The sequence below is a fragment of the Streptomyces sp. YS-3 genome (genome assembly GCF_045257485.1).
Classification (GTDB): domain Bacteria; phylum Actinomycetota; class Actinomycetes; order Streptomycetales; family Streptomycetaceae; genus Streptomyces.
Window position 1 is genome coordinate 1 of record NZ_JBJHPC010000062.1, and the last position, 20,190, is coordinate 20,190.

Genomic DNA, 20,190 nt, shown 5'->3' on the forward strand with positions numbered 1-20,190 from the left:
CCCGAGCGCCCCGGGCCCGCAGAGCCCCCGACGACGACAGGACACCGCACGTGGCCGAGACCGCACGCCACCATGAGCCCCGCTACGGCATCCGGCCCACCATGAAGGATGTCGCCGCCCGCGCCGGTGTCGGGCTGAAGACGGTCTCCCGGGTGGTCAACGGCGAGGCCGGGGTCACCCCGGACACCGAGCGCCGGGTGACGGAGGCGATCGACGCGCTGGGCTTCCGCCGCAACGACAGCGCGCGCGTGCTGCGCAAGGGGCGCACCGCCTCCATCGGGCTGGTCCTGGAGGATCTGGCCGACCCGTTCTACGGGCCGCTCAGCCGCGCGATCGAGGAGGTGGCCCGGGCGCACGGGGCGCTGCTCATCAACGGCTCCAGCGCCGAGGACGCCGACCGCGAGCAGGAACTGGTGCTGGCCTTCTGCGCCCGCCGTGTCGACGGGCTGATCGTGATCCCGGCCGGGGGCGACCACCGCTATCTGGAGCCCGAGATAAAGGCCGGGGTGGCGACCGTGTTCGTGGACCGCCCGGCCGGGCGGATCGACGCCGACGCGGTGCTCTCCGACAGCTTCGGCGGCGCGCGCGAGGGCGTCGCCCACCTGGTGGCGCACGGCCACCGCAGGATCGGCTTCATCGGCGACCAGCCGCGCATCCACACCGCCACCGAGCGTCTGCGCGGCTACCGCGCGGCCATGGAGGAGGCGGGGCTCGTGGTGGCGGACGAGTGGGTCGCGCTCGGCTCCACCGAGCCGGAGCGGGTGCGCGAGGCCGCCGAGGCGATGCTGAGCGGCCCGGAGCCGGTGACCGCCGTCTTCGCGGGCAACAACCGGGTGACCGTGACCGTGGTGCGTGTCCTGGCGGGCCGGGAGCACCCGGTCGCCCTGGTCGGCTTCGACGACATCGAGCTGGCCGACCTGCTCGGCATCACCGTCATCTCGCAGGACTCCGCCACCCTCGGCCGCACGGCGGCGGAGCGGCTCTTCCGCCGCCTCGACGGCGTCGACGAGGCGCCCGCGCGCGTGGTGGTGCCCACCACCCTCATCGCGCGCGGGTCGGGCGAGATCCGCCCGCCCGCCGCCGTTTAGCCGCGGCTCAGCACACCGGCAGTCCGGGCACCGGCGCGTTGTTGGCGCCGCCCTTCAGGTAGACCACGCTGACGTAGACGTTGGTGTTGCCGCTGTCGTCGTCGGTGCGCGCCCAGTAGGTGTTGGTCCACTTTCCGTACGTCTCGCGGCGGCCCAGGTCGACCTGGCAGTAGAAGTAGTTGGTGCCCGCGTTGAGCACGCCCATCTCACCGCCGTCGTGGCGGTAGCTCTTCGCGGTGCGCCACACCTGGCAGTCGACCTTGCCCGCGCCGGCGGGGTGGCAGGACGGGGTGGACGTCGAGCCGGTGCCGCCGCCGGAGGTTCCTGCGGCGCCGCCCGGGGTGGCGCTCGCGTGGCCGCCGGTGGGCGCCTTGCCCGGGGTGGTGCCGCCCTTCTCGCCGGGTCGCTTGCCGTCCTTGCCGTCCTTGGCGTCCTTGCCGTCCTTGGCGGGGCGGGTCGCGCCGGGTGACGCGGAGGCGCGGCCGTGCCCACCGGCCGGGCCGGGGCTCGCGCCCTCCCAGACGCCGCCCGTGCCGTCCTGGGCGCCGGACGCCGACGGGCTCGCGCCGGACGCCGAGCCGACGGCCTGCTGCCGGGTGCCGTCGTCGTCCCCGGTGCCGACCAGGGCGTACGTGACACCGGTGCCGGTGAGGACGACGGCCGCGACACCTGCCGCCACCAGGCCACGCGCGCGCCCGCGCCCGCGGGCGGGCTCCGGCGCGGGCTGCTGGGTGACGAGGGGCCCGAACCCCTGCGGCCGGTGCGGCAGCACGTCCCGTACGGTCGCCTCGCGCGGCGGCGCCACCGGCTGCGGAGCCGGAGCGGGCGCCGGGACGGGCGGCGCGTCCATCGCGTGCGTGAGGACCGGGGACCGGCCCTCGGCGACCGCCGCCAGCATCCGTGCCGCCGTGTCCGCGTCCGGGCGGTGGGCCGGGTCCTTGTGCATCAGCTCGCGCAGTACGGGGGCGAGTGCTCCCGCCCGCACCGGCTCGGGCAGCGGCTCCGACACGATCGCGGAGAGCGTGGACCAGGTGGAGGTGCGGCGGAACGGCGAGGAGCCCTCCACCGCCGCGTACAGCGTGGCGCCGAGCGCCCAGACGTCGGACGCCGGTCCGGGGTCCTGGCCCTGGGCGCGCTCGGGCGCCAGGTAGTCCAGGGAGCCGACCAGTTCGCCGCTGCGGGTCAGATGGGTGGCCGAGCCGTCGCCCGGGTCGTCCATGGCGGCGATGCCGAAGTCGGTGAGCACGACCCGGCCGCCGCGCTCCAGCAGGATGTTGCCGGGCTTGACGTCCCGGTGCAGCACGCCCGCGCGGTGGGCGGCGGCCAGCGCCTCCAGGACCCGGGCGCCGATCCCGGCCGCCTCGCGCGCGTCCAGCGCGCCGCGCTCGCTCAGCACCCCGTCGAGCGAGGGCCCCTCGACGAGCTCCATCACGATGACCGGGCGGCCGTCGTGCTCGGTGACGTCGTGGACGGCGACCACCCCGGGGTGGCGCACGCGCGCGGCGGCGCGCGCCTCGCGCTGCATGCGCACCCGTAGATCGCCCAGTTCGGGCCCGGACGCGTCCGTGTACGTCCGCAGTTCCTTGACCGCGACCTCGCGGCCCAGCACCTCGTCGACAGCGCGCCAGACGACGCCCATGCCGCCCCGGCCCAGCTGCTCGACCAGCCGGTAGCGGCCCGCAAGCCGGTCGTTCTCCCCCGAAGACACCGCTGCCCCGTTCCCTGTGGTGATGTGGTCGCGTCCAGAGTAAGGGGCGGCGGTGACAGGCCCGTGACTACGGGGCGGTGACCGTGAGGGCGGCTCGGCGCGGGGAGGAGAAGCCGTCGAGGTCGGCGCGGGTCAGGCCGGTCAGGCGGGTGACCTCCTCGGTGTCGAGGGCGCCGCAGTCCAGGCCGCGCAGCAGGAAGCCGCTGAGCGCCTTGGCGGTGGCGGGCTCGTCCATGACGTCGCCGCCGGCCTTGGCGACATAGGCCGCCAGCCGGGCCGCGGCGGCCTCTAGGCCCTCGCGGTAGAAGGCGTACACCGCCGCGTACCGGGTGGGCAGATGGCCCGGGTGCATGTCCCAGCCCTGGTAGTAGGCGCGGGCCAGGGCGCGGCGGGTGAGGCCGTAGTGGAGCCGCCAGGCCTCGTGGACGCGGGCCGTGGGTCCGACGGGCAGGACGTTGGTGGAGCCGTCGGAGACCCGTACGCCGGTGCCCGCGGCGGCGACCTGCATCACGGCCTTGGCGTGGTCGGCCGCCGGGTGGTCGCTCGCCTGGTAGGCGGCGGAGACGCCCACGCAGGCGCTGTAGTCGAAGGTGCCGTAGTGCAGGCCGGTGGCGCGGCCCTCGGCGGCGCCGATCATCCGGGCCACGGCGGCGGTGCCGTCGGCGGCCAGGATCGACTGGCTGGTCTCGATCTGGATCTCGAAGCCGAGCCGCTCGGCGGGCAGGCCGTGGGCCTTCTCGAAGGCCTCCAGGAGCCGTACGAAGGCGGAGACCTGCTCGGGGTAGGTCACCTTCGGCAGGGTCAGGACGAGTCCGTCCGGCAGGCCGCCGTGCTCCATCAGGCCGGTGAGGAAGACGTCGGTGGTGCGGATGCCCCGGTCGCGTACCGCGGCCTCCATGCACTTCATACGGATGCCCATGTACGGGGCGGCCGTGCCGGTCGCGTACGCCTCGGTGATCAGCCGGGCCGCGCGGGCGGCGGCGGTGTCCTCCTCGGCGTCCGGGCGCGGGCCGTAGCCGTCCTCGAAGTCCACGCGCAGGTCCTCCACCGGCTCGCGCTCCAGCTTGGCGCGCACCCGCTGGTACACGGGCTCTGCGAGGTCGTCGGCGATGCCGAGGACGTCGGCGAAGGAGGCGGCGTCGGGGGCGTGTTCGTCGAGGGCGGTCAGCGCCCGGTCGCCCCAGGAGCGCAGGGTGTCCGCGTCGAAGAGGTCACCGGGTACGTAGACGGTGTGCACGGGCTGGCGGGTGCCGGGGTCGCCCGGGTAGCGGCGGGCGAGCTCCTCGTCCACGGCCGTCAGCGAGGCGCTGATCTCCTCGCTGACCGTGCCCGCGAGGCTCGTCGCCACCTTCTCCTGCTGACCCATCCTGCACCCTCCACACACATTCGGATTTTCCACTTACCGGAATCATCGATCCGCATAGCAGAATTTAGTGAGGGGCACCCGTCGCGTCAATGGCTGCCCGAAACGGCCGGGGGCCGCGCGGTGAAGATCACCACGCGGCCCCCGGGGCGGTACGGACGGGCAGGTCAGCCCTTGCGCGCCTGAACGGCTTCGGTCAGCTGCGGAACGACGTCGAACAGGTCGCCCACCACGCCGTAGTCGACCAGGTCGAAGATCGGCGCCTCGGCGTCCTTGTTGATCGCGACGATCGTCTTCGAGGTCTGCATACCGGCGCGGTGCTGGATGGCGCCCGAGATGCCGGAGGCGATGTAGAGCTGCGGCGAGACCGACTTGCCGGTCTGGCCGACCTGGTTGGAGTGCGGGTACCAGCCGGCGTCGACGGCGGCGCGGGAGGCGCCGACGGCGGCACCGAGCGAGTCGGCCAGCGCCTCGATGATCGCGAAGTTCTCGGCGCCGTTGACGCCACGGCCGCCGGAGACCACGATCGCGGCCTCGGTCAGCTCGGGGCGGCCGGTCGACTCGCGCGGGGTGCGGGAGACGACCTTGGTGCCGGTGGCCTGCGCGGAGAAGGTGACCGACAGGGCCTCGACGGCGCCCGCTGCCGGGGCGGCCTCCACGGCGGCCGAGTTCGGCTTGACCGTGATGACCGGGGTGCCCTTGGAGACACGGGACTTGGTGGTGTAGGAGGCGGCGAACGCCGACTGGGTGGCGACCGGGCCGTTGTCGCCGGCCTCCAGGTCGACGGCGTCGGTGATGATGCCGGAGCCGATGCGGACCGCGAGGCGGGCCGCGATCTCCTTGCCCTCGGCGGAGGACGGGACGAGCACGGCGGCCGGGGACACGGCCTCGTACGCGGCCTGGAGCGCGTCCACCTTCGGTACGACGAGGTAGTCGGCGAACTCGGGGGCGTCGGCGGTCAGCACACGGGTGGCGCCGTGCTCGGCCAGCGCGGACGCGGTGGCCTCGGCGCCGGCGCCGAGGGCGACCGCGACCGGCTCGCCGATGCGGCGGGCCAGCGTCAGCAGCTCCAGAGTGGGCTTGCGGACGGCGCCGTCGACGTGGTCGACGTAGACGAGAACTTCAGCCATGGGACTCAATCTCCTGCGAGTGCGAAGAATCTGGGGGCAGTTGGGGCTCTGCGAGCCTTAGATGAACTTCTGGCTCGCGAGGAACTCGGCCAGCTGCTTGCCGCCCTCGCCCTCGTCCTTGACGATCGTGCCGGCGGTACGGGCCGGACGCTCGGCGGCCGAGTCGACCGCGGTCCAGGCGCCCGCGAGGCCGACCTCGTCGGCGTCGAGGTCGAGGTCGCCCAGGTCCAGCGACTCCACCGGCTTCTTCTTGGCGGCCATGATGCCCTTGAAGGACGGGTAGCGGGCCTCGCCCGACTGGTCCGTCACGGACACGACGGCCGGCAGGGACGCCTCCAGCTGCTCCGAGGCGGTGTCGCCGTCGCGGCGGCCCTTGACCACGCCGTCCTCGACGGAGACCTCGGAGAGCAGCGTGACCTGCGGAACGTTCAGACGCTCGGCGAGCAGCGCCGGCAGCACGCCCATGGTGCCGTCGGTCGAGGCCATGCCGCAGACGACCAGGTCGTAACCGGTCTTCTCGATCGCCTTGGCGAGCACCAGCGAGGTGCCGACGACGTCGGTGCCGTGCAGGTCGTCGTCCTCGACGTGGACGGCCTTGTCGGCGCCCATGGAGAGCGCCTTGCGCAGCGCGTCCTTGGCGTCCTCGGGGCCGACGGTCAGCACGGTGATCTCCGCGTCGTCCGCCTCGTCGGCGATCTGCAGTGCCTGCTCGACCGCGTACTCGTCGAGCTCCGAAAGGAGGCCGTCGACGTCGTCGCGGTCGACGGTCAGGTCATCGGCGAAGTGCCGGTCGCCGGTGGCGTCGGGCACGTACTTCACACAGACAACGATCCTCAAGCTCACGCCGGCTCTCCTACTGCATCGTCATTTCTGGGCTGCCTTGTTGCACGCAGCATAGGCGCCTGATGGGGCGGTTTCCGGTCGGGGCGACCGACGCTCCGAACCAAATATTACTCGCCAGTACACCCACTGTGTTCCCCGTAAGCAAGCGCTTTGAACTGTGACGTTGCCAACGCTGAGTAACCGGCGGGTACGGAGACGATTCAGTCGCGCAGCGCGTTGAAGCGACCCTGGTGGTACAGGAGCGGACGGCCCGGTCCGGCGGGGTCGCCGAAGGCCGCCTCGCACACCACGATGCGGTGGTCACCGGCCGGGATGCGCGCGGCCACCCGGCACACCAGCCAGGCCAGGACGCCGTCGAGGACGGGCACGCCCTCGGGGCCCGGTCGCCAGCGAATGTCGCCGCCGAAGCGGTCGGCGCCGCTGCGGGCGAAGGTCGCGGCGAGGTCTTCCTGGTGTTCGCCGAGTATGTGGACGCCTATGTGCTCGGCCTCGGAGATCACCGGCCAGCTGGAGGAGCCGGTGCCGATGCCGAAGGAGAGCAGGGGAGGCTCGGCGGCGACGGAGTTCAGGGAGGTGGCGGTGAAGCCGACGGGCCGGCCGTCACGCTGTGCGGTGATCACCGCCACACCGGCGGCGTGCTGCCGGAAGACCGCGCGGAACAGCTGGGGGGAGGCGGCGCGTGCGGTGCCGAGTTCGGGCGAAGCCGTCATGGAGTTGTCCTTCTGCGGTCGGTGCGATGGGGCTGTGGACTGCTCAGCAGCCCGGACAGCGCGCACGTGCGGTGCGGGCGGCGTCCGCGGGGACGCAGCCGGGGAGAAGGATTCGGTTCGGCACGTCGTCAGATTGACGATTGCGGGTACACGCAGTCAAGTGCCTTCTACGATGTGGGAGATCCGTCACGACCTCCGCCGCCCCGCTCACACCGCCTGCCCCAGCGCGGCGATCACGTCGGCCCGGCGGGGCTGTCCCGCCGCGCGGCGCACGATCCGGCCGGCGCGGTCCAGGACCAGGACGGTGGGCGTGGTCCGGATCTCCAGCGCCCGCACCAGCGCGAGGTGCTCCTCGGCGTCGATCTCCACATGCGCGACCCCGTCCACCATGGCCGCAACCTCCGCCAGGGTGCGCCGAGTTGCCCGGCAGGGCTGGCAGAACGCGCTGGAGAACTGCACCAGGGTCGCCCGCTCGCCCAGCTCCGCGCCCAACTGGGCTGCTCCCAGCCTCGGCCCGTCCTCGCGCACCGTGCTTCCTCTCCTCGGTCCAGCGGTCCGGACCATTCAGCGCCGAGGACCGCCCGGAAGATTCCCACCCGCCCCCGACCTGCGCGTACGTGACGAGAATCTCCCCGTCCGAAGGCCGCAGGACTGGCCACCACGGCGCGTATCGGGCACGATCTGCCCAACGCCGAAAACCTACGGCTGCGTAACTTCCACCGGAAGTACTCTCCCCCGGGAAAGCAGAAGGGTCTCCCCCAGATGGCAGAACTCGTCTATCGGCCGGTCGTCGGCGCCGCTCTCACGATGTTCAAGGCGCTCGACCTGAAGATCGACACCCAGGGTTCGGAGAACATCCCGCGCTCCGGCGGCGCGGTGCTCGTCAGCAACCACATCAGCTATCTGGACTTCATCTTCACCGGCCTCGCCGCCCTGCCGCAGAAGCGCCTGGTGCGCTTCATGGCCAAGGAGTCGGTCTTCCGGCACCGCATCTCGGGCCCGCTGATGCGCGGGATGAAGCACATCCCGGTCGACCGCAAGCAGGGCGAGAACGCCTACGCGCACGCGCTGGACTCGCTGCGCTCGGGAGAGATCGTCGGCGTCTTCCCCGAGGCGACCATCTCGCAGTCCTTCACACTGAAGAGCTTCAAGTCGGGTGCCGCCCGGCTCGCCCAGGAGGCCGGGGTCCCGCTGATCCCGATGGCGCTGTGGGGCACCCAGCGGGTGTGGACCAAGGGCCGGCCGCGCAACTTCAAGCGCAGCCACATCCCCGTCACCATCCGGGTCGGCGAGCCGGTCGAGGCGCCCGCCGACCAGTTCGCCGGGGCGATCACCCGGCGGCTGCGCGAGCGCTGCCAGGAGCTTCTGGAAGCCGCCCAGCGCGCCTATCCCGTACGCCCCAAGGACGCCGCGGACACCTGGTGGATCCCGGCGCACCTCGGCGGCACCGCGCCCACGCCCGAAGAGGTGCGCGAGCGCGAGGCCAGCCACTGAGGCGCCGCTGAACGTCACGCCCCGGCGGCGACCGGGGCGTGCACGGTGACCCGGGCCCCGGGGCTCACCTTCTCCAGGAGCTCGGCGAGCTCCGCCGCGGCCTCTTCCAGGCGGCAGTGCGGAGCCATCCCCTCCAGCAGGAAGAGCGCGTTGACGCTCTCCTCGGTGAGCCGGGTGCGCACGCCCTGGCGCCAGTTCCAGCGCCGGCAGGTGACGCCCTCGTCGTCGCACCACACCACCTCGCCCGCGTCCGGGTGCTCGACCGCCGCCTCGCCGCCCGCCGCGGTGTGGAAGGGCTCCTGGCCGGTGGCGCGGACCAGCCGCATCGATCCCGCGATGCGGTCGGTGTCCTCGCCGCCGACGGGGACGAGGTGGGCCACGCTGATCGCGTTGTAGACATCGACGAGCCGGTTGATCCGCGGCAGCCCGCCGTCGGCGAGAGCGCGCTTGGCCAGCGCCTCGGCCGAGTTGCGGGTGCGCGAGGGCTTGGCGCCGAACGCGGTGTACGCCTCCCGCCAGGCGGCCATGTGCGGGTCCTCGTGCGGGGCGAGGGACCCCAGGCGCTCGCGCAGCCGCCGGGCGGCCTCGTCGAGCAGCGCCGAACTCGCCTCGCCGCTGGGCCCGTTGACGAGCCCGCGGGCCTCCACGGCGACATGGGTGAAGCCGGGCGCGATCGCGCGCACCTCGTCGGATACGGTGACGGTGAGCGTCATGGTGGGTCGTGCCTCACAGTTCGGTCGGGAGCGTCCGCCAGAGGTGCGGACGGTCGGGAGCGGCCTTCAGGGCGGCCAGCACCACCGGATGCGGTACATCATAGAGTACTGGATAGTCCACCTCATTGAACTCCGGGCGGGTCGTCCAGGCCAGCCGCTCCTGCCCCAGGGAGAAGCGCGCGTCGACGCCGGGCTTGTTGCCGCGGACGTCCTGCCGCGCCCACTCACGCTCACCGGGCAGCTTCAGGGCGACCAGCCCATGGATCACCGGGTTCGTGCCGTCGTCGTCCGCGAGGCGCTGATAGCAGAGGGCGGCCGGTATCCCCTCGGCGCGCAGCAGGGCGGCGTAGGCGTGGGACTTGGCGTAGCAGATGCCGGTGCGTTGATCCAGGACGTCGGAGGCCCGCCAGGTGACGCGCTCGTCGCCCGCGTCCTGGGAGTGCGTGACGGTGTCGCGGACGTGTTCATAGGCGAGCTCGGCGTATGAGTATGCGTCTGGAGCCTGGGCGGGCAGCTTCGCCGCCAGTTCCCGCACTACCGGGTGGTCATGGTCGATGACCTCGTCCGCCACGAGGTAGGCGGAGAGTTCGGGGTTCTGCTGATGGAGTCGCATGGCACGCGAGCGTACGAATACGGCCGACCGCAAGTCAATGACTTTTCGGTCGGCCGTATAGCTATTCAGCGGAAGGCCGTCTCAGCGGGCCAGCTCTTCCTTGAGCGCCGCGAGGAAGCCGTCCACGTCGTCCTCGGTGGTGTCGTACGAGCACATCCAGCGCACATCGCCGGCCGCCTCGTCCCAGAAGTAGAAGCGGTAGCGCTTCTGCAGACGCTCGCTGACGTCGTGCGGCAGCCGGGCGAAGACCGCGTTGGCCTGGACCGGGTAGAGGATCTCGACCCCGTCGACCGCGCGGACGCCTTCGGCGAGCCGCTGCGCCATCGCGTTGGCGTGGCGCGCGTTGCGCAGCCACAGGTCCTTGCTGAGGAGCGCCTCCAACTGCACCGAGACGAAGCGCATCTTGGAGGAGAGCTGCATCGACATCTTGCGGATGTGCTTCATCCGGCGCACCGCGTCCGGGTTGAGCACCACGACGGCCTCACCGAAGAGCATGCCGTTCTTGGTGCCGCCGTACGAGATCACGTCGACGCCGGCGGCGTTGGTGAACGCGCGCATCGGCACGTTCAGGGAGGCCGCGGCGTTGGCTATCCGGGCACCGTCGAGGTGCACCTTCATCCCGTGCTGGTGGGCGTGGTCGCAGATCGCGCGGATCTCGTCGGGGGTGTAGACCGTGCCCAGCTCGGTGTTCTGGGTGACCGAGACGACCTGCGGCATCGCGCGGTGCTCGTCCTCCCAGCCCCAGGCCTGCCGGTCGATGAGCTCGGGGGTGAGCTTGCCGTCCGGGGTCGGCACGGTGAGCAGCTTCAGGCCCGCCATGCGCTCCGGCGCGCCGCCCTCGTCCACGTTGATGTGCGCCGACTCGGCGCAGATCACCGCACCCCAGCGGTCGGTCAGCGCCTGGAGGGCGACGACGTTGGCGCCCGTTCCGTTGAAGACCGGGAACGCCTCGGCACCCGCGCCGAAGTGGCTGTGGATGACGCGCTGGAGGTGGTCGGTGTAGTCGTCCTCGCCGTAGGCGACCTGGTGTCCGCCGTTGGCGAGGGCGATGGCGGCGAGGATCTCGGGGTGCACGCCCGCGTAGTTGTCGCTGGCGAAGCCGCGCACCTCGGGGTCGTGGTGGCGTCGTGCGTCCGTCTTCACGGCTTGGGGGTCAGCCACAGGCGCTGTCCGTTCACTTCCTCGGCGGGGCGGTCCCAGACTCCGGCGATGGCCTCGGCCAGCTCCTTGACGTCGGTGAAGCCCGCGAACTTGGCGTTGGGGCGCTCGGCGCGCATCGCGTCGTGCACCAGTGCCTTGATCACCAGGATGGCGGCGGCGGTGTTCGGACCGGCCTCGCCGCCCGCCTTGCGGAACGCGTCGGCGAGCGCGAGCGTCCAGGCCTCCGCCGCGGCCTTGCCCGCGTTGTACGCGGCGTTGTTCGCGGTGGGCTTGTGCGCCCCGGACTGGCTGACCAGCACGAAACGGCCGCGGTCGCTGCGCAGCAGCCCGTCGTGGAAGGCGAGCGAGGTGTGCTGCACGGTCTTGACCAGCAGCTTCTCCAGGAGCTCCCAGTCGGCGAGGTCGGTCTCCGGGAAGGAGGGGCTGCCGCGCCAGCCTCCCACGAGGTGGACCAGGCCGTCGATCCGGCCGAACTCCTTCTCGGTCCGGGCCGCCCACTCGCGGGTGGCGTCCAGGTCGAGCAGGTCGACGGTGTCGCCGACCACGGTCGCGCCGCCATGGGCGTAGCGCGCCGCGTCCACGGCCTCCGCGAGGCGTGCCGGGTCCGCGTCGGACGCCACCACGGTCGCGCCCGCCTCGGCGAGCCTGAGCAGGGCTGCGCGGCCCGCGGGGCCCGCCGCACCGGCCACCGCGACCACGGCGCCGCTCAGCGGCCCGCTGCCATTCCCGTTGACGTTCATGTTCATCTCCTCCGCACCAGTGCTCACGCGGCAGCCGGCTGGGCGCTCGCCGCGGTGATCCCCTTGGTGGAGGCAATCACGTCCTTGAGCTTCTTGGCGAGCGCCTCATAGAACATGCTCAGGGGAAACTCGTCCGCGAGCACGTCGTCGACGAGCTTGCGCGGCGGCAGCGAGAGGTCCAGGGCGTCCGGGCCCTTGGCCCAGCGCGATCCCGGGTGCGGCGCGAGGTAGGTGGAGACCAGGTCGTACGCGGCGAACCAGTGCACCAGCTTCGGGCGGTCGATACCGTCCCGGTAGAGCTTCTCGATCTCGGCGCAGAGCTCGTTGGTGACCCGGGGGGCCTGCTCCCAGTCGATGTGCAGCCTGTTGTCGGTCCAGCGCACCACGTCGTGCTTGTGCAGGTACGCGAAGAGCAGCTGGCCGCCGAGGCCGTCGTAGTTGCGGTTGCGGTCGCCGGAGACCGGGAAGCGGAACATCCGGTCGAAGAGCACCGCGTACTGCACGTCACGGCCGTGCTGGTTGCCCTCGGCCTCCAGCTTCACGGCCTCCTTGAAGGCGGTGAGGTCGCAGCGCAGCTCCTCCAGGCCGTACATCCAGAACGGCTGGCGCTGCTTGATCATGAACGGGTCGAAGGGCAGGTCGCCGTGGCTGTGGGTGCGGTCGTGGACCATGTCCCAGAGCACGAAGGCCTTCTCGCAGCGCTCCTGGTCGCCCACCATCTCCCGGATGTCCTCGGGCAGCTCGACGCCGAGGATGTCGACGGCCGCCTCGGTGACCCGGCGGAAGCGGGCGGCCTCGCGGTCGCAGAAGATGCCGCCCCAGGTGAACCGCTCGGGGGCCTCGCGCACGGCGATCGTCTCCGGGAAGAGGACGGCCGAGTGGGTGTCGTACCCGGCGGTGAAGTCCTCGAAGGCGATGCCGCAGAAGAGCGGGTTGTCGTAGCGGGTGGCCTCCAGCTCGGCCAGCCAGTCGGGCCACACCATGCGCAGGACGACCGCCTCCAGGTTGCGGTCCGGGTTGCCGTTCTGCGTGTACATGGGGAAGACGACCAGGCGCTGGAGCCCGTCGGCGCGGTCCGCGGCCGGGTGGAAGGCGAGCAGCGAGTCCAGGAAGTCCGGCACGTCGAACGCGCTGTCGGCCCATTTGCGCAGGTCGGCGACGAGGGCGCGGTGGTAGGCGGCGTCGTGCGGCAGCAGCGGGGAGAGCTCCTCCACCGCGCTCGCCACGCGCTCGACGGCGGCTTCGGCGGTGGCGCGGGACGGGGCGCCCTCGGCGTCGAAGTCGATGGAGCCGTCCTTGGACTGCCAGGGCCGGATCTCCTCGACGGAACTCTTGAGCACGGTCCAGGCAGGGTGCTCGACCACGGGCCGGGCGGCAAGAACGCCCCCGACAGCCACGTCCTGCACAAGAATTTCCGTCATGTCACTTCCTCCACAGGAGAACCTCGCGTCAAGACACCGTATCCATGTTCGGTTACCCCGCTCAAGGGGGATCTCGGGAAATTATCCCGTACTACGTCACACAGGCCGCTGTTCTTCCTGTGAAGCTCCGCCGAGGCGCACGGTTCTGCCACGGCGCGGACGTAGTGCCCGTCCGGGTCAAGACAACGGCAACTCGCCCACCCGCGAGTGACCCCGCAAGGGCGCGGATGCCCCGTGGCGCCCGGGCGGACACCGTGGATGCCCCGCGCGAGCCGGGGTCCATCGCGCGTCGCGGCCGTTAGGCTGCGGCACTGCCGCGTGGGCCCGGGACGGCCCGCCGCGGAAACCGCCGTCGACGGAAGCGAGGCCTGTCTTGACGTTCCTCACCATCGGTCATCGCGGGGTCATGGGTGTCGAGCCGGAGAACACCCTGCGTTCCTTCGTCCGCGCCGAACGCTCGGGCATGGACGTCATCGAGCTGGATCTGCACCTCAGCAAGGACGGTGCGCTCGTCGTCCTGCACGACGCGGACGTGGACCGCACCACGGACGGGAAGGGCCCGGTGGCCGACAAGACGGTCGCGGAGCTGAGGGAGCTCGACGCGGGCCAGGGCGAGCGCATCCCGCTGTTCGAGGAGGTCCTGGACGCGGTCGCCTCACCGCTCCAGGCCGAGATCAAGGACGTCAGGGCCGCCGACGAGCTCGCGCGCGTCATCCACGCGCGCGATGTCGTGGGACGGGTGACGGTCTCCTCGTTCCACGAGGAGGCGCTGGTGCGGATGGCCAAGCTGGTGCCGGGGGTACGGACGGTCCTGGTCGCGAGCCGCTGGGACACCGGCATCGCGGACCGGGCCGCGGCGGTCGGCGCGCACGCCCTCTCGCTCGACATCCGCCGGCTGACCCTGGAGGACGTCGAACGGGCGCACGCCGCGTCCGTACAGGTCATCGGCTGGGTGGTGAACACCCAGGACCATCTGCGGCTGGTGCGCGCGCTGGGCCTGGACGGCGCGACGACCGACTATCCGGAGATCCGCCGCACCGGCCGCTTCACGGCCTGACAGACGCCCCAGGCGGTCACTGGACCAGCTCCTTCACCAGCAGCTCGAAGGCGAGGTCCGCACGCTGGGGGATGCCGAAGCGCTCGTCGCCGTACGGGAAGGGCGTCAGCTTTCCCGTACGGCGGTAGCCGCGCCGCTCGTACCAGGCGATCAGCTCGTCCCGTACCGAGATCACCGTCATGTGCATCTCGGTGACGCCCCACGTCTCGCGCGCGCTGCGCTCCGCCTCGGCGATGATCTCCTTGCCGAGGCCGGTGCCCTGGAGTTCGGGGCGGACCGCGAACATCCCGAAGTAGGCGGCGTGGCCGCGGTGTTCGAGCTGGCAGCAGGCGACGATCCGGCCGTCCCGCTCCACCGTGAGCAGCCGGCTGCCGGGCGTCGTGATCACCTGGCGCACCCCCGCGGGGTCGGTGCGCTGCCCCTGGAGGATGTCCGCCTCGGTGGTCCAGCCCGCCCGGCTGGCGTCCCCCCGGTACGCCGACTCGATGAGCGGGACCAGCTCCTCGACATCGGCCTCGGTGGCGTCCCGGTAGCTCAGCTCTCCGGCGCGGGTGGTGTCCATGGCGAACGTTCTCCCAACTGCATCATGACGTGGCGGGCGCACCCCGAGCCTAACCCCGCCCCGGCCGGGGTCTTCTAACCTGCCTCCATGGTTCATGTGCTGAGCAGCAGGACCCTTCTGCGCCCCACCGACCCGGACCGCTCCCGCGCCTTCTACGGCGGGCAGTTGGGCCTCCCGGTCTACCGCGAGTTCGGTACGGGGCCGGAACGCGGCACGGTCTACTTCCTCGGCGGCGGCTTCCTGGAGGTCTCCGGCCGCGCCGAGGCGCCCCTCTCCCCCGGTCTGCGGCTGTGGCTCCAGGTGGCGGACGCGACCGAGGCGTACGAGGAGCTGACCGGGCGCGGGGTGGAGATCTCGCGGCCCCCGGTGCGCGAGCCGTGGGGTCTGGTGGAGATGTGGCTCCAGGACCCGGACGGGGTGCGGATCGTGGTGGTGGAGGTGCCGGCCGACCACCCGCTGCGCTTTCGCCCCTGAGCCGGCCTCCTCCGCCCGCGCCGGGTCCGGCAGGACGGCCCTCCGCCGTCACGCGAGCCCCTCACGCGCCCCCTTGTGTGTCCTTGCGCCCGCGTGCGCGACCGATCCCACGGGCATCGACCCCTCGGCGGGGCGACATGTCGAGCGGGGAGGTGGGCCATGCACGGAACGGCGCTGTCCGGCTGGCTGCTCGTGGCGGTCTGCGCGGCCACCGGCGCGTACTGCGTCCTGCGGCTGCGCAGCGACTGCCCGCACGCGCGCAGCTCGGCCGGGGGCGAGGCGGTGATGGGGTTCGGCATGGCCGCGATGGCCGTCCCGGCGGCCTTCGCGACCCCGCCGCCCTGGATCTTCGCCGGGTACGCGGGGGTCTTCGGGGCCACGGCCCTGCGGGCGGGCTGGCTCGTCCACGCGCGCGTGGCGGGCGGCGGCCACCATCTGCACCATGCGATCGGCTCGCTCGCGATGGTCTACATGGCGCTGACGATGGGCGCCCCCGGCGGCCACCCGGCCCACGAGGGCCACTCGGGGGCCGCGGGCGGCATCCCGCTGCTCACCGGCGCGCTGCTCGTCTACTACGTCGGCTACGTCCTCACGGCCGGGATACGGCTGCTGCCCACGGCGGGCCCGGCCGGGACGGTCGCCGCGCCGGGCTGGGGCGCGCGGCCCGAACTGACGCTGGCCTGCCGGTTGTCGATGGGGATGGCCATGCTGGCGATGCTCCTCGCCCTGTGACGTCCGCAGGGGGCTCGCCCCGGGCGTCCGCCGGGTCCCGTCCCCCGCGGTGCGCCGGGTGTTCGCCCGCGCCCGTCCGCCGTTCTCCCGGCCGCCCTCCCGGGCACCGGTCGGCGGCCGTGATCAAAACGTGGCGTGCGTCACTTGGCGCGCGAGGTCGTACCTATGGGGACGGCCCCGCTCATAGGCTGAGGACATGATGGTCTCCCTCGCGCTGCTGGCGCTCGGCGTCGTGTCCGCCGTGGTGGCCCCGCGCCTGTTCGCGCGTGCCCACTGGGCCGAGCGCGAGCCGGTGGTGGCGTTGTGGGTCTGGCAGTGCGTGGTGGGGGCGGTGCTGCTCTGCTTCGCCCTGGCGATGGTGTTCAGCGCGGCGGCTGCCTGGCAGACGGTACGGGGCCAGGTGTTCGCGACCGCCCCGCGCGCGGTGATCGACGCGTATGCGCTGGGACCGTACGGCCCGTGGTCGGCGGCGCTGGCGGTGCTGCTCTTCTGCGGCGGCGCCTGGACGGCCGCGATGCTCACCCGCGAGATCCGCGACGCGCGGGCCCGGCGCCGGGCGAGCCGTTCGGAGCTGCTGGTACGCGCCCCGCTGCTGCCCGGCGAGGCGCCCGGCGGGGCGCCGCTGGTGGTCCTGGAGGGGCCGCGTCCGGACGCCTGGTGGCTGCCGGGACCCAGCCCCCAGCTGGTCATCACCACCGCGGCACTCCGGCGCCTGAAGGGCCGTCAGCTCGACGCCGTGCTCGCCCATGAGCAGGGCCACGCGCGCGCCCGCCACCACTGGCTGCTGAACTGCTCGGCCGCGCTGGCCAACGGGTTCCCGGGGATCCCGGTGTTCGCGGCCTTCCGGGACGAGATGCACCGGCTGGTCGAGCTGGCCGCGGACGATGTCGCCTCGCGGCGCTACGGCCGGCTGACGATCGCGCTCGCGCTGGTCGAACTCAACGAGGACCGGGGCCTGTTCGGGCCCTGTCCGGCCCCGCACGGCGAGGTCCCGCAGCGGGTCGACCGTCTGCTGGCCGCCTCGCCCCGGCTCACCGCCGGCCACCGGCTCCGGCTGACGGCGTCCGCCGCCCTGGTCCCGGTCGTGCCCCTGCTGGTGGCCTTCGTCCCGGCGCTGCGCGCCCTCGGCTAGGGCGCGTTGCGAAAGTAGCGCCGTCCACCCGAAAGGCGAGCCCCCCGCCGCCTTCCCGGCCGTCCCGCGGCGCCGCGCACGCACCCCCGCGCGCACGAGCCGCGGGCGTCTCAGCGAGGATCGAGTCATGCCCGTCGCACCCCCGCCGGTCCGCGCCCCGGCTCCCGTAGTCGGTCCGGCCCGCGCGGGCGCCGCCCTGACGGCCCTCTCCGGCCTCCTGCTGGCCCTTGTGGCGGCCTCGTGGGGCCCGCTGATGGACCTGGACCGCACGGTCGCCGACGGGCTCCACAGGAGGGCCGTGGCCGAGCGGGGGCTCACCCACGTCAACCGGGTGCTCACCGACTGGGTCTGGGACACCTGGACGATGCGCGCGCTGCTGGCCGCGGTGGTCGTCGCCGTCTTCGTACGCGGCGGGCGGCGCGTGGCGCTGTGGGCCGCGGCGACGAGCGCGCTGGGCACGCTGGTGCAGCAGACCATGAAGGCGGCGCTCGGGCGGGAGCGGCCCAAGTGGCCGGATCCCGTCGATTCCGCCTCGTACGCGGCCTTCCCGTCGGGCCACGCGCTCACCGTGACGGTGACATTCGGCCTCCTGCTGTGGCTGGCCGTCGCCCGGGGCGTCCGTCCGGCGGTGCGGCGGGCGGTGGCCGCGCTCGGCGCCGTCTCGGTGCTCGGGGTGGGCTTCACCCGTGTCTATCTCGGCGTCCACTGGCTCTCGGACGTGGCCGGCGGCTGGCTGATCGGGGCGGCGCTGGTGTGCCTGTCGGTGGCGGCGTACGGGCGATGGGGCGCGAACCGGCCGCCCGGGGGCGAGAGGGCTTGAACCGGCCACGGGCCGCACGCGAGGATCGCCGCCATGGCGATCAAGGGTGTGCTGTTCGACTTCTCCGGGACGCTGTTCCGTATCGAGTCCACGCGCGACTGGCTCGACGCCGCCCTCGACGCGCGCGGCATCGCGCTCACGGAGGAACAACGCGCGCGGTACGCGGCCGAGTTGGCCCGGGCGGGGGCGCTGCCCGGCGGTCCCGACCCGGAGCGCCTGCCGCCGCATCTGGCGGAGCTCTGGGCGGTTCGCGACCGCAGCGCCGAACTCCACCGCGCGGCGTACACGGGGCTCGCGCGAACGGTGACATTGCCGGATCCGCAGTTGCACACCGCGCTCTACGAACGGCACAGGACGCCGGCCGCCTGGCACCCGTATCCGGACGCGGGAGCCGTGCTGCGCGGGCTGCGGGAGCGGGGCGCGCGCGTGGCGGTGGTCAGCAACATCGGCTGGGACCTGCGGCCGGTCTTCCGCGCCCATGGCCTGGACGTCCTGGTGGACGCGTACGTCCTGTCGTACGAACACGGGGTGCAGAAGCCCGACGCGCGGCTCTTCCGCGCGGCCTGCGAGGCGATCGGGCGGGAGCCGGGCGAGGTGCTGATGGTGGGCGACGACCGGCGGGCGGACGGCGGCGCCGCGGCTCTGGGCTGCGCCGTCCACTTCGTGGACCATCTGCCGGTCACCGAGCGGCCGGCCGGACTGCGCCCCGTCCTGAACCTCGTCGACGCGGACGGGGCGGAGCAGAAGAGGGCCGCCCCTCCTGGGTGATCCCCCGCGTCACCCAGAAAGGACAGCGAATCCGCAGGCCAGAACGCCCGGCAGGGGTTCCCGCACACGGTCACCTGAGTATATTGGCTCAGAGCCAGTCAACGCAGGAGTTACAGCATGTCCCCGCGCAGCGCATCGGTCAATGAAGAGTTGCGCCGACGTTCCCGTGAGCGGCTGCTCCAGGTGACGGTCGAGCTGGTGGCGGAGCGCGGCTACGAGGCGACCACCCTCGGCGACATCGCCGACCGGGCCGGCTCGGCCCGCGGCCTGGTCTCGTACTACTTCCCGGGCAAGCGCCAACTGCTCCAGTCGGCCGTCCACCGGGTCATGCACCTGGCCCTGGAGGCGGGCCTGGAACAGGAGCCACGGACCGAGGACGGACGGGAGCGGCTGGCCCGCGCCATCGACGCGATACTGGGCCTCACCGCGCTCCACCCCGTGCTGATGCGCGCCCATATGGCGGGAATCCTCCAGGCCGAGGGGTTCGTGCAGTGCCCCGAGCAGCAGCGCCTCTCCTGGCTCCTGAAGGACACGATGGCGCGGTACGGCTCGGCGGACGTGGACGCCGAGTACCCGATCCTGCGGGCACTGCTGATGGGCGCGGTCTTCGCGGCCCTGCTGCCCGGCGCCCCCATGGAGGTGCCCCGGCTGCGGGCCGAGCTGTTCCAGCGCTTCGGGCTCGACTGGGAGCTCGGCAACCCGCCACCGCAGGGGAAACCGCTCGCCGTCCCCTGACGCCGCGCGCGTGCCGGTGCGATGCTGGAGTCCCCCGGTGGGATCCGCCTGCGGGAAGGGAGACCCTTCGTGCTGCGCATAGCCGTCGTCGGTTCCGGGCCGAGCGGGGTCTACACCGCTCAGTCCCTGGTCACCCAGAGCACGGTCCCAGGGCTGCGGGTCGACGTCCTGGACCGGCTGCCCTGTCCGTACGGTCTGGTGCGGTACGGGGTGGCGCCCGACCACGAGAAGATCAAATCCCTCCAGAACAACCTGCGCGCGGTCCTGGAGGACGAACGGATCAACTTCCTCGGCCACGTCGAGATCGGGCCCGGGGGCATCGCTCCGGAGCGGCTGCTGCGGCTCTACCACGCGGTGGTGTACTGCGTGGGCGCCTCCGCCGACCGCCGGCTCGGCATTCCCGGCGAGGACCTGCCGGGAAGCTGCTCGGCCACCGACTTCGTCGCCTGGTACAGCGCCCACCCGGACGCCTCGGCGAACGGCTTCCGCCTCGAATGGCTCAGCGCCCGCTCGGCGGTCGTCATCGGCGCGGGCAACGTGGCGGTGGACGTGGCCCGCATCCTCTCGCGCGGCGCCGAGGAGCTGCGCCCCACCGACGTGCCGCACGCGGCGCTGGACGCGCTGGCGGCGAGCCGGGTGCGCGAGGTGCACATGGCCGCCCGACGCGGCCCCTCGCAGGCGAAGTTCACCACCAAGGAGCTGCGTGAGCTGGGCGCGCTGCCGGGCGCCGAGGCGGTGGTGGACGCCGCCGAACTGGCGCTGGACCCGGCCTGCGCGGACCCCTCGGCACTGCCCGCCGCCGTCCGCCGCAACATCGAGGTGCTGCGCGCCTGGGCGGCGCCGGACCGCGAGCCGCGGAGCGTGGAGCGCACGCTGCGGCTGCGGTTCTTCCTGCGCCCGGTGGAGATCCTGGAGCGGGACGGGCG

Annotated in this window: 22 protein-coding genes; 10 read left to right on the forward strand and 12 right to left on the reverse strand. The window is 72.8% G+C overall.

Annotated features, from left to right (window positions below):
• Positions 1-50: 50 nt before the first annotated feature.
• Positions 51-1,088 (forward strand): LacI family DNA-binding transcriptional regulator, encoded by a 1,038-nt coding sequence (locus ACJA3G_RS08630; protein ID WP_406552316.1) that lies wholly within the window; start codon positions 51-53, stop codon positions 1,086-1,088.
• Positions 1,089-1,095: 7 nt separating this feature from the next.
• On the opposite strand, the gene ACJA3G_RS08635 is transcribed toward ACJA3G_RS08630, so the two are convergent.
• From ACJA3G_RS08635 to ACJA3G_RS08660, 6 genes are all read right to left on the reverse strand, one after another.
• Complete coding sequence (locus ACJA3G_RS08635; protein WP_406552297.1) at positions 1,096-2,796, reverse strand: serine/threonine-protein kinase; 1,701 nt, start codon at positions 2,794-2,796, stop codon at positions 1,096-1,098.
• Between the two features lie 67 nt (positions 2,797-2,863).
• Positions 2,864-4,162: a DUF6986 family protein gene (locus ACJA3G_RS08640; protein ID WP_406552298.1), complete on the reverse strand. Its 1,299-nt coding sequence runs from the start codon at positions 4,160-4,162 to the stop codon at positions 2,864-2,866.
• 164 nt (positions 4,163-4,326) lie between these two features.
• The gene (locus ACJA3G_RS08645; RefSeq protein ID WP_406552299.1) at positions 4,327-5,289 is read right to left on the reverse strand and encodes an electron transfer flavoprotein subunit alpha/FixB family protein; all 963 of its coding nucleotides are present in this window, start codon (positions 5,287-5,289) and stop codon (positions 4,327-4,329) included.
• A 57-nt stretch (positions 5,290-5,346) separates the two neighbouring features.
• Positions 5,347-6,132 carry an electron transfer flavoprotein subunit beta/FixA family protein gene (locus tag ACJA3G_RS08650; protein WP_365101502.1) on the reverse strand — a complete coding sequence of 262 codons (786 nt, stop codon included), beginning with the start codon at positions 6,130-6,132 and terminating at the stop codon, positions 5,347-5,349.
• A 200-nt stretch (positions 6,133-6,332) separates the two neighbouring features.
• Positions 6,333-6,842, reverse strand: a complete 510-nt coding sequence (locus tag ACJA3G_RS08655) for a flavin reductase family protein (RefSeq protein WP_406552300.1) — start codon at positions 6,840-6,842, stop codon at positions 6,333-6,335.
• 207 nt (positions 6,843-7,049) lie between these two features.
• Positions 7,050-7,406: a TlpA family protein disulfide reductase gene (locus tag ACJA3G_RS08660; protein ID WP_406552301.1), complete on the reverse strand. Its 357-nt coding sequence runs from the start codon at positions 7,404-7,406 to the stop codon at positions 7,050-7,052.
• 198 nt (positions 7,407-7,604) lie between these two features.
• Here ACJA3G_RS08660 and ACJA3G_RS08665 point away from each other — a divergent pair, with 198 nt between their 5' ends.
• Complete coding sequence (locus ACJA3G_RS08665; protein WP_406552302.1) at positions 7,605-8,336, forward strand: lysophospholipid acyltransferase family protein; 732 nt, start codon at positions 7,605-7,607, stop codon at positions 8,334-8,336.
• Positions 8,337-8,350: 14 nt separating this feature from the next.
• Here the strand turns inward: ACJA3G_RS08665 and ACJA3G_RS08670 are convergent, their stop codons facing one another.
• The 5 genes from ACJA3G_RS08670 to ACJA3G_RS08690 form a co-directional block, all read right to left on the reverse strand.
• Complete coding sequence (locus ACJA3G_RS08670; protein WP_406552303.1) at positions 8,351-9,049, reverse strand: B3/4 domain-containing protein; 699 nt, start codon at positions 9,047-9,049, stop codon at positions 8,351-8,353.
• Positions 9,050-9,062: 13 nt separating this feature from the next.
• Positions 9,063-9,662, reverse strand: a complete 600-nt coding sequence (locus tag ACJA3G_RS08675) for a transglutaminase family protein (RefSeq protein ID WP_406552304.1) — start codon at positions 9,660-9,662, stop codon at positions 9,063-9,065.
• Positions 9,663-9,743: 81 nt separating this feature from the next.
• Positions 9,744-10,805, reverse strand: a complete 1,062-nt coding sequence (locus tag ACJA3G_RS08680; RefSeq protein WP_406552317.1) for a threonine aldolase family protein — start codon at positions 10,803-10,805, stop codon at positions 9,744-9,746.
• On the reverse strand, positions 10,802-11,563 hold the full coding sequence (locus tag ACJA3G_RS08685) for an SDR family NAD(P)-dependent oxidoreductase (protein ID WP_406552305.1): 762 nt from the start codon (positions 11,561-11,563) through the stop codon (positions 10,802-10,804). The genes ACJA3G_RS08680 and ACJA3G_RS08685 overlap by 4 nt, the downstream gene beginning before the upstream one ends.
• Positions 11,564-11,586: 23 nt before the next feature.
• Entirely contained in the window at positions 11,587-12,984 is a 1,398-nt protein-coding gene (locus tag ACJA3G_RS08690) for a DUF6421 family protein (RefSeq protein ID WP_406552306.1), read from the reverse strand.
• 373 nt (positions 12,985-13,357) lie between these two features.
• On the opposite strand from ACJA3G_RS08690, the gene ACJA3G_RS08695 reads away from it, so the two are divergent.
• Positions 13,358-14,041, forward strand: a complete 684-nt coding sequence (locus tag ACJA3G_RS08695) for a glycerophosphodiester phosphodiesterase (RefSeq protein ID WP_406552307.1) — start codon at positions 13,358-13,360, stop codon at positions 14,039-14,041.
• Positions 14,042-14,057: 16 nt separating this feature from the next.
• On the opposite strand, the gene ACJA3G_RS08700 is transcribed toward ACJA3G_RS08695, so the two are convergent.
• Positions 14,058-14,603: a GNAT family N-acetyltransferase gene (locus tag ACJA3G_RS08700; RefSeq protein ID WP_406552308.1), complete on the reverse strand. Its 546-nt coding sequence runs from the start codon at positions 14,601-14,603 to the stop codon at positions 14,058-14,060.
• 87 nt (positions 14,604-14,690) lie between these two features.
• On the opposite strand from ACJA3G_RS08700, the gene ACJA3G_RS08705 reads away from it, so the two are divergent.
• The 7 genes from ACJA3G_RS08705 to ACJA3G_RS08735 form a co-directional block, all read left to right on the forward strand.
• A complete protein-coding gene (locus tag ACJA3G_RS08705; protein WP_406552309.1) occupies positions 14,691-15,077 on the forward strand; it encodes a VOC family protein in 387 nt (128 codons plus the stop codon).
• Positions 15,078-15,236: 159 nt separating this feature from the next.
• Positions 15,237-15,809: a DUF5134 domain-containing protein gene (locus ACJA3G_RS08710; RefSeq protein ID WP_406552310.1), complete on the forward strand. Its 573-nt coding sequence runs from the start codon at positions 15,237-15,239 to the stop codon at positions 15,807-15,809.
• Between the two features lie 196 nt (positions 15,810-16,005).
• Complete coding sequence (locus ACJA3G_RS08715; RefSeq protein WP_406552311.1) at positions 16,006-16,941, forward strand: M56 family metallopeptidase; 936 nt, start codon at positions 16,006-16,008, stop codon at positions 16,939-16,941.
• A gap of 127 nt (positions 16,942-17,068) precedes the next feature.
• Positions 17,069-17,761 carry a phosphatase PAP2 family protein gene (locus ACJA3G_RS08720; RefSeq protein WP_406552312.1) on the forward strand — a complete coding sequence of 231 codons (693 nt, stop codon included), beginning with the start codon at positions 17,069-17,071 and terminating at the stop codon, positions 17,759-17,761.
• Between the two features lie 33 nt (positions 17,762-17,794).
• Positions 17,795-18,529 carry an HAD family hydrolase gene (locus ACJA3G_RS08725; RefSeq protein WP_406552313.1) on the forward strand — a complete coding sequence of 245 codons (735 nt, stop codon included), beginning with the start codon at positions 17,795-17,797 and terminating at the stop codon, positions 18,527-18,529.
• Positions 18,530-18,646: 117 nt separating this feature from the next.
• Entirely contained in the window at positions 18,647-19,264 is a 618-nt protein-coding gene (locus ACJA3G_RS08730; protein WP_406552314.1) for a TetR/AcrR family transcriptional regulator, read from the forward strand.
• A 69-nt stretch (positions 19,265-19,333) separates the two neighbouring features.
• Positions 19,334-20,190 (forward strand): FAD-dependent oxidoreductase (locus ACJA3G_RS08735; protein WP_406552315.1); only part of this gene is annotated, 857 nt, incomplete at its 3' end.